The organism is Bacillus sp. AF62, assembly GCF_050312695.1.
Lineage (GTDB): Bacteria > Bacillota > Bacilli > Bacillales > Bacillaceae_G > Bacillus_A > Bacillus_A cereus.
The window spans coordinates 52,648-65,888 of sequence record NZ_JBNPJZ010000030.1 but is presented as its reverse complement, the minus strand read 5'-3'; the positions used below and the strand labels follow the sequence as shown (position 1 = coordinate 65,888).

The window sequence follows — 13,241 nt, the reverse complement described above, 5'->3', positions numbered from 1 at the left end:
TAATTTTTTCCATGCTTCGACTGATTTTGTAACAATTATATCGATATTTTATTAAATTTCGCCTCATTTATATCTTTTTACATCTAAAAAGGTTATCATTCCATAACTATCTTTTCATTCAGACAGTAAAATACGCTGTTTTTGTAATACTATAGATACCCACAAGAAATATTACCGTAACATTATTAATGTTACGGTAATTGAAATGCTACTCATTTTGTGTTTTACATGCCCTAATACGCCAAAAAAACAACAAGGAAGCGCTATCAGGATATTTATGGAATTGTTACAGAATATTAATGCCCCGTTACGAAAGCTTTGTAATTTTATGTTTTTCGCAAATAAGAAAATAATGGTTGCTATAATGAGGTCAACGAAAACAAATGCAATGGAGGCTATTATGAAAAAATTTATGGGTATAGCAACAGCAGCGGTTTTTGGTCTTGGGATTTTCACAACATCTGCTAAAGCAGAAACGATCGTAACGACTGACGTACTAAACGTACGAGAAAACCCAACTACTGAATCAAAAGTTGTAGGAAAATTATTAGATGGATATAAAGTAAATGTTTTACATACAGAAAATGGTTGGTCAAAAGTTCAATTGAATAGCGGTAAAGAAGCTTTCATAAGCGCTGACTATACAAAAGACACTTACTACGTAACAGCAAACGTATTAAATGTACGTGCTAGTGCAAACACAGATTCAGAGATTCTTGGTAAGTTGAAAAAAGATGATGTAATCGAAACAACACACCAAGTACAAAATGATTGGATTCAATTTGAATATAACGGAAAAACAGCTTATGTTCATGTTCCTTACTTAACAGGTAAAGCACCAGTTAAAGTTCAACCAGTAGTTAAAGCTGAAAAAACAACTACAGTTCAAGATACAGCTAAAGTTCGTGAAGCTGTTAAAGCTCAGGAAGTAGCTGAAACTCAAGCAAAAGCTAAAGCAGCTGAAGCTCAAGCAGAAGTTAAAGCTCAAGAAGCGGCTAAAGCTCGTGAAGCAGCTAAGGCTCAAGAAGCAGCTAAAGCTCAGGCAGATGCTGAAGCTCAAGCAGAAGCTAAAGCTCAAGAGGCGGCTAAAGCTCGTGAAGCAGCTAAAGCTCAAGCAGATGCTGAAGCTCAAGCAGCGGCTAAAGCTCAAGAAGCAGCTAAAGCTCGTGAAGCGGCTAAAGCTCAAGCAGATGCTGAAGCTCAAGCGGCTAAGGCTCAAGAAGCAGCTGAAGCTCGTGAAGCGGCTAAAGCTAAAGAAGCAGTTAAAGCTCAAAAACCAGCTACACAACAACCTGTTGTAAAAGAAACTGAAACAAGTGCACCATCATCTTCTCGTGAGTTACGTGTTGTAGCAACAGCTTATACAGCAGATCCACTTGAAAATGGTTATAAAGCAGGCGACCAAGTAAAATCAGCTTTAGGCCACAACTTAACAGCTAATCCAAACATGAAACTAATTGCAGTTGATCCAAGTGTCATTCCATTAGGTTCAAAAGTATGGGTTGAAGGTTACGGAGTAGCAATCGCTGGTGATACTGGTGGAGCTATTAAAGGTAATAAAATCGACGTTTTAATGCCAGATAAAGGCACATCAAGTAGCTGGGGACGTAAAACAGTTACAGTTAAAGTATTAAACTAGTTAAAAAAAAGAGTCAGTCTCATCGTTGAGGCTGGCTCTTTTTTTTACTCTATTAAACTACTGAAAAATGACATAGTAAATGAAATTATATCAACGATTTTTCAAATATATCTATCGTAACCTACAATATATCAACGATTTTTCGAATATATCTATCATAACTTACAATATATCAACGATTCGACAAGAGATATCGATTTACCGACAAATTTTGACGTTAAAAGTACTTTAATATTAAAAAGGCGTTCCAAAATTTGGACCGCCCCCTATCTTCCCTATTCCACACAAGTAAACTGTGTCCAAGCCCCTACGTAATCTAGTAAGAATAACTCCTCTTCCGCAATTATACCGACAATATTTTTCCGTTCATCTATCGGCATTTCTTTTAGAATGATTTGCAGTTCACCTTTATACTTACCAAATGAATTGTTACCAATTACAACTTGCCCTCTTTCCTGTAGCACACTTTCGCGCACTGGGAAGTCATAGTCTTTGTACTTTTTACGTACTTCTGTAGAACGTACCATATACTCTGTTATGTCGCCGCGTCTTACGTGTAATTCTTGCAGCGTAGCTCTCTTCTCTACTTCAGTCACTTCGTCTACAAAGTGCACTTTTAGCTGTAACATGTAGCGATTTAAGTTTCCTAGTTTCTCTAACTCTTCCTCACTCGCATAAGCATTTCCGATAATGACATCATCGATTAGCCCTGTTGCCCATAAATGCTTCGCTTGTACTTCAATTGGTAAATTACGATGCTCTTCTAACGTACATAATCCGTCGTTAATATCCCATGGACCGATGTTTGCGGCATGTGATGTAATAAATGCTGCACTGCGAATACCATGCTTTTTAAAGCGTTCACTACAGCGAATGAAATAATCGTACGGAAGACCAGTGAATTTTTGCGGATAAAAATTATGACAACCAATTAAAGCTGATTTATTCGCTTGATGCGAAAGAATATTTTCTAAGTACGCAATATCGTTACTTACATTTAACTCAATTTTTAAACCGTACGGATTATTCGTCATTTTCGCTTCCGTTAATCCGTCAAAACCTACATCTAAACGAATACCGTCTGCGCCTAACTCTGCGAAAAATGATAGATCGCTATAACTAATACCAAGCTGATCAAACACAGCTGGAGCTACATCTAAAATAACTTCCATATTGTTATCTTTTGCGTGATTGATAATCTCTTTAAATTCAGCTACAATTTCTTCTTTCGGACGATTCACAGATAACAAACAAGTAAATATTCTTGAAAAACCGTGTCGTGCCGCTGCGGAAATATAAGCCATATCTTTTTCTTTCGTTGAATGTTCTGGATAAAGTGAAATTCCTAATTTACGCTCCATGCTTTTGCATCTCCTTCACACGTTGTATTAATGCCATGCTCGTAAATCTATATTTTGCAGATAAACACGTTGCACATAAAATTGTCGGTACAATAATTACGTACGGTGATTGCAATCCTAACATTACATATGCACCCATTGAACAACCGATAAATAAAACTGATACTAGTAGTAACACTAATAAAGATTTACTTTGTATCCATTTCGAATAATGGGCAATACACTGTCCGACCACGAATGTAATTAAGATGATAATTGCTCCGAGCATTCTGTTTTCTCCTCTCCTGCTAATTGTTGTTTCTCATACATTTTGAAGAATGGATAGTAAATAACGAATGAGATCGCAAAGTTAACAAGTACAAGTACACCAGCCATAATTGTCCAGTCCGTGCTAATAATCGCTGCAATTGGTGCTAACATCGTAAATGGCAGTTTCGCCATCATGAGTGGAATCATACCTGAAACAACTGCGAAATATGATACTGTCGTTGTCACTAGCGGTGTAATAACGAACGGAATAATTAAGATTGGGTTCATTACAATCGGAGCCCCGAAAATAATTGGCTCGTTAATATTGAATAAACCTGGTACGAATGATAATCTACCTAACTCTTTTAGGAACTTAGATTTAGAGAACATAAACATAATTACTAAAGCTAACGTTGAGCCTGATCCGCCAATCCATACGAACCATTGAATGAATTGCTCTGTAAATAAGTTTGGTAACTGATGTGCATTTCCTGTAGCCGTGAACACTTCCATATTTTCAAGAATTGCTGAATCCCACATCGGACGAATAATTGGTCCTAAAATCGCCGGTCCATGTATACCAAATGACCAGAAGAACACGATTAAGAATACTGTTAATAAACCACCGAATAAGTTATTTCCTACTAGTACTGATTTTAATGGTGCGATTAAGTATGTAATTGTTGTATTTACATCGAATTTCAAACCGTAGCGAATGCCCCAGAATAAAAGAATAACTACTAATGTTGGAATTAATGCTGCAAACGAATTTGAAACTGCTGGTGGGACACTGTCTGGTAATTTTATTGAGATATTATGCTTAATCATAAAATGATAAATTTCTACTGCAATTAATGCTGTAACAATTGCGCCGAATAAAGACGTTGCACTTAATGTTCCTACTGAAATATATCGACCTGCATCAATAACACCTGGTACAGCTTTCGTAATTTGAATTGGTTCAACTGATGCTAGTAAAAAGGCGAGTACAGATAGTAGCCCTGCACTTAATTGATTGAGCTGATAAAAGTTCGCGAGCGAAGCTCCTACACCAAACGCTGCGTATAATGCCATTAGTCCTACTGTAAATCGGAATGGAATATCTAAAATATGGCGAAACGGTGCAATCCATTCCATATATGCATCAATTGGTAAATTTAAAAAGATAACGAAAAATGACCCGACGATCGTTAACGGTAATGTAGAAATAACCCCATTTCGTATTGCCAATAAATGTCGTTGTCCTGCAATCTTTTGCGTTGTTGGCATAATCTTTTGTTCCATAAAATTCATAAACCCATTCATCAATAGCCCTCCTCTTTCTCTCTACTATAAAAGAATGAAATAAACTTTATAACATTATAATGTTTATATTTAAAAAGATATAATTATGCTAAAACTAATTGTTCTGCTTGCCTAAGCACTTTCAAACCATCACACATGCCATAATCTCGTTGGTCTATAATTGCAACTGGTATGTTGTATGAGTTTGCAAGAAACTCTACAGCTGGAAATAAATATTTCACTTGTGGACCAATTAAAACGACATCAGCTTCCTTAATTTCAAGTTTCACAAGTTCTGAATCAACCGCCTTAATTTTATAATTCTTCCCCTGTTTCTTTGCCTCTTCTTGCATTTTTCTTACGACCATACTCGTTGACATACCTGCTGCACAACATAATAAAATATACATCTTATACTGTCACTTTCTCTTCCACGCGTTTATGAAGAGTAATAAATTCTTTAGCTAGTTCTTTCACTGTAATTGCATTCATTAAATGGTCTTGTGCGTGCACTAACAGTAAACTGATTTCTGCATGATTTCCTCTTGCCTCTTCTTGAATTAAATCCGTTTGAATACGATGCGCTGCTGAAATTCCCTCACTAGCAAGTTTCATCTTTTCACCCGCATTCTCAAAATCTCCTTGTCTTGCAAAAGCGATTGCTTCAAGCGCCGCACTTCTCGCATTGCCACCATGTAAAATTAATGCAAATGGAGTTTGCATATCAGCCATTTTAAATTCCCCCAAGCTATATGTTTTCTATATTTTTATCTTATTATGAAAACGCATACAATTAAACATAAAAAACTTCCGTTATGTAACGGAAGTTTTTATATACTTTTTCAAAATGATAATAAAATCTCTTGAAAATCTTCAATTACCTCGGTCTGAGTAAGTTTCTCTATCGTAGTTTGACTAGACATAATATCATATAAAAAATCATAAAGCCTTTGCAAATCTTCATTATTATTGCGCTTTACACTAAATAAAATAATTACTTGTACTTTTTTATCTCCCCAATCAACAGCCTTTTCAAGTGTGCAAAACATCAAAAAAGTTTCCTCACTTAATAACTGCATCGGATGCGGGATTGCAACTGAATTCCCAACCGCTGTCGGAGACGTATTTTCTCTTTCCATAACAGAAGCATAAAAATTTTCTGGTACATAGCGTTTCTCAGCAGCTTTCTCACATAAAAACTGAATAACATCCTCTTTCGTAGAAGCACTATGATTTAAAAAGATTAAATCTTCCTTAATATATTGCTGCACACTATTATTCACATGCGTAAACAACCGCTGACCAATCGATTTAATCTCTTTATCATCAAATATTGAATTCACTTTTATAACTGGAACAGGCAAGCCACTCGGTATATGAATCGTACTAATAATACAATCAGTTTTTTCTTTATAAAGATCTTCTACTTTCAATTGATAATAGCCTGTAATACCTACAATCTCTAATTTATCTCGGAACTGTGATAAAATTTTATATTTTAATAGTTGTGCACTTCCTTGACCAGTCGCACAAACTAATAAGCATCTTTTCTTTTGATTCTGCTCCTGCAAACGGCTCATCGCTCCGCCGAAGTGAATTGCTATATAACCAATTTCACTTTCAGGGATCGATTCACCCGTATATTCACCAATGATATCTCCAACAAGAACCGCAATTTCAAAAGCATATGGATAATTCTTTTTCACTTCTGCCAAAAGAGGATTTCTCGTATTTAACTTATACTTCAAACGATTTAATAACGTTTTTAAATGAATACCAAATCCAAATAATAATTCTTCATCATAATAAAAAATAAGATTCCGTTCTTCCGCTACTTTAAAAAGAATATGTTGCATAAATGCATATATATCTTTTCCTAATAGCTCTTCTACATTTTCATAGCGATCTCTCGTTGTAACAGCAGTACTTAATAAATGCATCGTCACATATAATACTTCTTCTTCTGGAAATAAAAATTTTAACTCTTTCTCTAAATCTCCTAAAATCTGCTTCGCAATTGTATATTCTTTCTTTATTATAAGTTCTGATTGCTCCGCATGCAGTTCTTTCATATAATGTTGACTTTGACAACGCTTTAATGCGATTGCAATATGAATGACTAAATTATCAATTTCTATATCAGATAAATATATTGTTCCGCCTTCAATATACTTTAATATAATTGAACGAATGAGTGATATATGAGGTAGCGATAAATATGTCTCCGTCTGCTCAAATTGCTCATGAAACGGAGTATGGTCATAACGCGGTAAACCATATTGTGATAAACAAGAACGAATATTAAATTCCCCTCCAACAATACGTATACCATAATACGGTCTCTTCTCAATTTGTAATTTATAGCGGCCACATATATCTGTAACATCTTTCATAATTAAATTGACCGTTGATTTGCTCACATAAATCTCTTCTGCTAATTCTGAAAGCTTCACATATCCCTCTGTCGTTAAAACACGCTGCAGAATATACGCTATTCTTTCTTCATAAGAAGTTGGGATCTTTTCCGTCTGTTTTTGAAATAGACTCACACAAAATTCTTCAAATTTCTTCGTTTGTATAATTTCTAATTCGTACCCAGTCCCTCTTTGCGATTCGATTTTCGCTCCGTTTTCTTCCAATATATCATTTAATAATTTTATATCCTTTTGAATCGTCTTCGTTGATACATGTAAACGGCCCGCTAAAAAAGCTCGATTTAACATCGATTTCTCTTCTAAAAACTCCTCTAAAATAGAAATTAATCGCTGATGCACCTTTGTCATAGCTCTTCCTCTCGCTCTTTATATATAAAGGGGGAAAAGCTGCTGAAATCAGTAGTTTTTCCCCTTTATATTCTCTCTATTTCTTTAATGTGAACCCGAATTTATCCCATGCTTGTAAATAATCTAATAAGAAAATTTCTTCTTCTATAATTCGACCAACTACATCTGTTTTTCCTGTATTCACCATATCTTTTAATGCAATTTGTAATTCGCCTTTATACTGGCCATATTGTTCATTATCAATTAATAAATCTCCACGCTTAATTTCACGCGTATTATGAGGTTTAAACTCTTCTTTTTTATATTTCACACGACTTTGTGTAGAACGAATCATATATTCAGATACATCTCCGCGATAAAAATGTGGTTCGTCTAATACGATAATTCTTTCTAATTCTGTCGTTGTATCATATAGTTCTATATCAAATGTTTGTTTCTCTTTATTTAATGCACCTAGTGCTTGTAATTCTTCTTCTGACGCATATGCGTTTGCAATAATAACATCATCAATTAATTCCGTCGCGAATAAATGCTTCGCCTGTGTTGTCATCGGTAATTCACGATGCTGCTCTAATGTACATAACCCTTCTGTTACTGGCCAAGGTCCGTATGTTGCATCAAATGATGAAATAAAAGCAGCCGTTCTCATACCGTAATCTTTAAATTGTTTCGAGCATTTAATGAAATGATCGTATGATAACCCTGAATAACGATGCGGATAAAAATTATGACAACCAATTAAATTTTCACGATTTGGTCTATGACTCATAATGTTATCTACATACTTCGTACCATTGCTCATATTAATCTCAATTTTCAAACCATACGGATTATAAGTCATAATTGATTCTTCTAATCCTGAGAAACCAACATCTAAACGAATACCGTACGCACCCAATTCATGGAAGAATGATAAATCATTATACGAAATACCTAATTGTTCAAAAACAGATGGACTAATATCAACTAATACTTGGAACCCTAATGCATTCGCATGAGAGATCGTTCCTTTAAATTCTTCTATAATTTTCTCTTTTTCTCCATCCACAGATAATAAACATGTGAATACACGTGTAAATCCATATTTACTTGCTAATGTTAAATACTCCTTATCTTTCTCTACTGTTGAATGTTCTGGATAAATAGAAATACCTAATCGTCTCATATGTACACGCCTCTTTCTTCATCATATTGTAAACCTTTTCAAATATATGTAGTGAAAAAGTATATATCCCCTTCTTGTTCACTACTCCTTTGAATCCGCTTTCTTTAAAGAAAAAACAATTTCTATCATTCTTAACACCTACAAGTCTATACATCTATACTTTACATCTTTTTTTCATAGTTGTGTAGCCTTTACACAAATTTGTCAGTTTTTCACCTTAAAAATTGTTATCCGTTTTCAAGACACCTTCCTTGACTGTTGCATTGGCCAATACATATACTCGAAAGAAAAGAGAAAATTTTATATAGGGGATGAATATATGGGAGAAGCAATACTCGTAAAACGAGAACCGTTATGGACAAAAGAGTTTGTTGCTTTAATTTTTGCAAACTTATGTATGTTTTTAGGGTTTCAAATGTTAATTCCAACCTTACCTGTTTATGTGAAAGAAATTGGCGGCACAAGTTCCAATATCGGATTGGTTGTCGGCATGTTTACCGTTGCGGCACTTTTTGTTAGACCGCTAACTGGGAACGCCTTGCAAAAATTTAATAAAAAAATCATCTTAATGATCGGTACTGCTATTTGTTTACTCGCTATGGGCAGTTACCTTTTCGCCTCAACAATCTTTCTCTTGCTTGCTGTTCGTATTTTACACGGAGCTGGTTTCGGTATTACAACGACTACATATGGGACTGTCGTTTCTGATTTAATTCCCTCAGCTCGCCGCGGAGAAGGCATGGGATATTTTGGTCTTTCTGGAACAATTGCAATGGCCCTCGGTCCACTTATCGGACTATGGCTTATGCAAACATATAACTTCACAATTCTTTTTTTATGTGCATTATCGTGCACAATTGTTTCATTAATATTAACGAAACTACTTCAAATCCAAAAAACGAAACAGCCTCCACAACAATCATCTAGTACTTTTCTCGATGGATTTATTGAGCGTAAAGCTTTACTTCCTTCATTATTAATATTATGTATTACATTAATGTACGGAGGAATCGGAAGTTTTATCACACTATTTGCTACAGAAGTCGGCATAGCTGATATTAGCCTCTTCTTTTTATGTAACGCACTAGCAATCGCTGTAACTCGTCCATTCTCTGGAAAGCTATATGATGCAAAAGGCCATACATTCGTCATCATTCCGGGAGTTATTATAACGTTTACAGGTATTATTTTATTGTCGTATACGACGACAATTCCGAGCTTAATTATTGCTGCAGCATGTTACGGAAGTGGTTTTGGAGCGATCCAACCTGCACTACAAGCATGGATGATTGACCGCGTAGCACCGCATCGACGCGGCGTAGCACCGCATCGACGCGGCGTAGCAACGGCTACATTCTTCTCCGCATTTGACCTTGGAATTGGTGCCGGAGCAATTATTTTCGGATTCATTGCACATTTTACAAACTATGCGACTGTATATCGTTATTCTTCGCTATTACTTATTGCTTTTCTCTTCATTTACATTACAAGTATAAGAAAACAAAAACACGGAGATAAAAATACAGAAAAAGCTGCTGGATAATTTAGCGGCTTTTTTTCTTGCAAAAAAGACTACTTAATAAATATTAAACCTTATGTTGACGTTATAAAACTACATGCATTTCCCTACATATTTTTTTAACTTTCCTCAAAAAATATACAATGAACTTGTAGACAATTCCCTTGATATACAATTGAATAATACTATTCTAAAAAGTGTGATTTATTTACAAAAACACTATTTACGAAATACAAAAACCAATAAAATACAGCTGTTTCTTTAAAGAATTGTAAACTTTTCATCTCTTTGTAAATTTAGTGTAAATTTTACTAGCAAACCGTTTACAGTGACTCAAGGTTCAGTTAATAATTACAGCGTACATGAAATTTAAGGAGTGGAATGCGTGGAATATAATGTTCAAGAAATGATCTTCCAATTCATTGGTGGATTAGGTATTTTCTTATTCGGGATTAAATACATGGGCGATGGACTGCAACAAGCAGCTGGAGATCGTCTTCGAGATATTCTAGATCGTTTTACAACAAACCCACTTATGGGTGTACTAGCAGGTATGTTAGTTACCGTATTAATCCAATCAAGTTCAGGAACAACCGCTTTAACAGTCGGACTTGTAAGTGCTGGATTTATGACATTAAGACAAGCAATCGGTGTTATTATGGGTGCAAACATCGGTACGACAGTTACTGCATTTATTATCGGAATTAAAATCGGAGAATATGCTCTCCCAGTTATGGCAGTTGGAGCAATCTTACTATTCTTCTTTAAAAATAAAAAAGTACATTCTGTAGGTCAAGTTGTATTCGGTTTTGGTATGCTATTCTTCGGTTTAGAATTAATGAGCGCAGGTATGAAACCTCTTCGTTCTTTAGAGTCATTCCAAGATTTAATGATTAGCATGAGTGATAATCCAATTTTAGGAATTGTTGTCGGTACAGTCTTCACTTTAATTGTACAGAGCTCAAGTGCAACAATCGGTATTTTACAAGAACTATTCGGTCAAGGTGCAATCGATTTACAAGCATCTCTTCCTGTATTATTCGGTGATAACATCGGTACGACAATTACAGCAGTATTAGCAGCAATCGGTACTTCAATTGCAGCAAGACGTGCAGCATTAGTTCACGTTATCTTTAATATTATCGGTACCATTATCTTTACAATTTTATTAGTACCATTTACAAGTTTAATTCAATATTTCCAAACATCATTAAACTTGAATCCAGAAATGACCATTGCATTTGCACACGGAACATTTAACGTAACAAATACAATCATTCAGTTCCCATTCATTGCAGTATTAGCATGGATTGTAACAAAAATTATTCGCGGCGAAGATTCTGCTATTAATTTCAAACCGCAACATTTAAATCCAATCTTTATTGAACAATCTCCAGCCATCGCTTTAACTGAAGCTCAAAAAGAGATTATCCGTATGGCTGAGTTCTCATTACATGGATTAAAAGAAGCAAATCAATTTTTAAATACACAAGACAAAAAACACGCAAACATGGCTACTCAATTAGAAGGAGCTATTAACAATTTAGATAAAAAAATTACCGAGTATTTAGTTTTACTATCAGAAAAGCCACTTTCACCTACGGATTCTGAAAAACATTCTGTTTTAGCAGGTGTTGTTGGAGATATTGAACGTGTCGGTGATCATGTAGAAAACCTTGTAGAACTTGTAGATTTCCAAATTTCAAACCGTGTTTCACTATCAGATGAAGCATTAGCTGAATTAAACGAAATGCTAGAATTAACGATTTCAACACTGCAAGACGCAGTTGAAGCTTTAACAAACTTCGATACTGAACTAGCTCAAACTGTTATTGCAAAAGAACGCAAAATCGATCAAATGGAACGTGTTCTTCGTAAACGTCACGTATTACGTCTAAACGAACGCAGCTGTTCAGGTGATGCAAGTATCATCTTCGTCGATATGGTAAGTAACTTAGAGCGCATTGGCGATCACGCTGTAAATATCGCTGACGGTGTTTTAGGCGAACAAGGAAAAATCAATTTAAAACAATCATTATAATAAGAAAGAGACGCTAACTTAAGCGTCTCTTTCTTATTATATTTTAACAACTGTTCTTCCTTTTAACTTTCCTTGCAATATAAGTGCAAACTTCTTCTCTAATTCTTCTAATGTACATTCTTCTGTATAAGATAGTAATTCTTTATTTCCCCATTCTTTCGCTAAAAGCGTCCAGACATCTCTTCTCACATCTACTGGGCATTGCACGGAATCTATCCCTAAAAGGCTTATACCTCGTAAAATAAACGGATATACCGTGGTTTGTAGTTCCTGGCCTGCCACATTACCGCATGTCGTTACACAACCACCATACTTTACTGTTTTTAAAGCTGTTTCTAACATATGTCCACCTACAGTATCGATAACTCCCGCGTATATCCCTTTTAACATCGGTCTTCCTGATTCATCATTCAATTCCGCGCGATGAATCACTTTTTTCGCTCCTAGACGTAGTAGCATTTCTTCCTCTTCCATTTTCCCTGTCGCTCCTACTACGTTAAACCCTAACTTACTTAATATACTAACAGCTACACTCCCTACGCCGCCTGTAGCACCCGTTACTAAAACATCTCCCATACTAGGCTTGATTCCTGCTCCAATAAGCTTATATACCGACAAAGCCGCAGTAAAACCTGCTGTCCCATACATCATACTTTCCTTTAATGACATTCCTTCTGGTAAAGGCACGACCCAAGATGATGGCACGCGAATATATTCTCCGAAACCACCAGAGGTATTCATACCTAAGTCATATCCCGTTACAATAACTTGATCTCCTACCTTAAAGCAGTTATCTTCACTACTCACAACTTCTCCTGCGGCATCAATTCCTGGCGTATGAGGATACGTTCTCGTAACACCTTTATTACCAGTAGCTGAAAGGGCATCTTTATAATTTAATGAAGAATAATGAACTTGTATGAGTACGTCTCCCTCAGGTAAACTACTTACTTCTCTCTCAACAACTTTTCTTACAAACTGATGATTTTCCGTTTCGTTCACAACGATTGCTCGGAATGATGTATGATTCATTATGCTCTCTCCTTTATCCGTCAAATTCTTCTTTATTATATAGAAGAAATAAGTAAGCTTACTCATTTCTTCTTGGCTATATTTCAACAAATCTTACTTCCCTATCGCTTTCTCATAATATATATTTTCATTTCTACTAATAGCCCTTATACTTATTCTACATCTACA

General features: G+C 35.4%; 11 protein-coding genes. 3 read left to right on the top strand and 8 right to left on the bottom strand.

Going from position 1 to position 13,241, the window contains the following annotated elements:
• Positions 1–277: 277 nt before the first annotated feature.
• Positions 278–1,639 (top strand): cell wall-binding protein EntC, encoded by a 1,362-nt coding sequence (gene entC / locus ACQRBL_RS04105; RefSeq protein ID WP_411996101.1) that lies wholly within the window; start codon positions 278–280, stop codon positions 1,637–1,639.
• Positions 1,640–1,914: 275 nt separating this feature from the next.
• Here entC and ACQRBL_RS04100 read toward each other — a convergent pair whose 3' ends face one another.
• The 7 genes from ACQRBL_RS04100 to ACQRBL_RS04070 all read right to left on the bottom strand — a co-directional run bounded on the left by ACQRBL_RS04100 (position 1,915) and on the right by ACQRBL_RS04070 (position 8,481).
• Complete coding sequence (locus tag ACQRBL_RS04100; protein WP_000440050.1) at positions 1,915–3,000, bottom strand: DUF871 domain-containing protein; 1,086 nt, start codon at positions 2,998–3,000, stop codon at positions 1,915–1,917.
• Positions 2,990–3,268, bottom strand: coding sequence for a hypothetical protein (locus ACQRBL_RS04095; protein ID WP_000900043.1), 279 nt, complete (start codon positions 3,266–3,268; stop codon positions 2,990–2,992). Before ACQRBL_RS04095 ends, ACQRBL_RS04100 begins: the two co-directional genes overlap by 11 nt.
• Positions 3,244–4,554 (bottom strand): PTS sugar transporter subunit IIC, encoded by a 1,311-nt coding sequence (locus tag ACQRBL_RS04090; protein WP_001013042.1) that lies wholly within the window; start codon positions 4,552–4,554, stop codon positions 3,244–3,246. Before ACQRBL_RS04090 ends, ACQRBL_RS04095 begins: the two co-directional genes overlap by 25 nt.
• A gap of 83 nt (positions 4,555–4,637) precedes the next feature.
• Positions 4,638–4,943, bottom strand: coding sequence for a PTS sugar transporter subunit IIB (locus tag ACQRBL_RS04085; RefSeq protein ID WP_000275645.1), 306 nt, complete (start codon positions 4,941–4,943; stop codon positions 4,638–4,640).
• Position 4,944: 1 nt separating this feature from the next.
• Complete coding sequence (locus tag ACQRBL_RS04080) at positions 4,945–5,265, bottom strand: PTS lactose/cellobiose transporter subunit IIA (protein ID WP_411996100.1); 321 nt, start codon at positions 5,263–5,265, stop codon at positions 4,945–4,947.
• A 110-nt stretch (positions 5,266–5,375) separates the two neighbouring features.
• A complete protein-coding gene (locus tag ACQRBL_RS04075; RefSeq protein ID WP_411996099.1) occupies positions 5,376–7,316 on the bottom strand; it encodes a BglG family transcription antiterminator in 1,941 nt (646 codons plus the stop codon).
• A gap of 76 nt (positions 7,317–7,392) precedes the next feature.
• Positions 7,393–8,481, bottom strand: coding sequence for a DUF871 domain-containing protein (locus ACQRBL_RS04070; RefSeq protein WP_411996098.1), 1,089 nt, complete (start codon positions 8,479–8,481; stop codon positions 7,393–7,395).
• A 319-nt stretch (positions 8,482–8,800) separates the two neighbouring features.
• Between ACQRBL_RS04070 and ACQRBL_RS04065 the strand changes: the two genes are divergently transcribed.
• Positions 8,801–10,024 (top strand): MFS transporter, encoded by a 1,224-nt coding sequence (locus ACQRBL_RS04065; protein ID WP_411996097.1) that lies wholly within the window; start codon positions 8,801–8,803, stop codon positions 10,022–10,024.
• Positions 10,025–10,385: 361 nt separating this feature from the next.
• A complete protein-coding gene (locus ACQRBL_RS04060) occupies positions 10,386–12,041 on the top strand; it encodes a Na/Pi cotransporter family protein (RefSeq protein ID WP_023521221.1) in 1,656 nt (551 codons plus the stop codon).
• Between the two features lie 36 nt (positions 12,042–12,077).
• Here ACQRBL_RS04060 and ACQRBL_RS04055 read toward each other — a convergent pair whose 3' ends face one another.
• Positions 12,078–13,073, bottom strand: coding sequence for a YhdH/YhfP family quinone oxidoreductase (locus ACQRBL_RS04055; RefSeq protein WP_001016969.1), 996 nt, complete (start codon positions 13,071–13,073; stop codon positions 12,078–12,080).
• Positions 13,074–13,241: the final 168 nt, after the last annotated feature.

Coding starts and splice junctions, on each gene's coding strand:
- ACQRBL_RS04055 (WP_001016969.1), bottom strand. CDS start 13,073: ATGAATCATACATCATTCCGAGCAATCGTTGTGAACGAAACGGAAAAT.
- ACQRBL_RS04065 (WP_411996097.1), top strand. CDS start 8,801: ATGGGAGAAGCAATACTCGTAAAACGAGAACCGTTATGGACAAAAGAG.
- entC (WP_411996101.1), top strand. CDS start 278: ATGGAATTGTTACAGAATATTAATGCCCCGTTACGAAAGCTTTGTAAT.
- ACQRBL_RS04100 (WP_000440050.1), bottom strand. CDS start 3,000: ATGGAGCGTAAATTAGGAATTTCACTTTATCCAGAACATTCAACGAAA.
- ACQRBL_RS04080 (WP_411996100.1), bottom strand. CDS start 5,265: ATGGCTGATATGCAAACTCCATTTGCATTAATTTTACATGGTGGCAAT.
- ACQRBL_RS04070 (WP_411996098.1), bottom strand. CDS start 8,481: ATGAGACGATTAGGTATTTCTATTTATCCAGAACATTCAACAGTAGAG.
- ACQRBL_RS04095 (WP_000900043.1), bottom strand. CDS start 3,268: ATGCTCGGAGCAATTATCATCTTAATTACATTCGTGGTCGGACAGTGT.
- ACQRBL_RS04090 (WP_001013042.1), bottom strand. CDS start 4,554: ATGAATGGGTTTATGAATTTTATGGAACAAAAGATTATGCCAACAACG.
- ACQRBL_RS04085 (WP_000275645.1), bottom strand. CDS start 4,943: ATGTATATTTTATTATGTTGTGCAGCAGGTATGTCAACGAGTATGGTC.
- ACQRBL_RS04075 (WP_411996099.1), bottom strand. CDS start 7,316: ATGACAAAGGTGCATCAGCGATTAATTTCTATTTTAGAGGAGTTTTTA.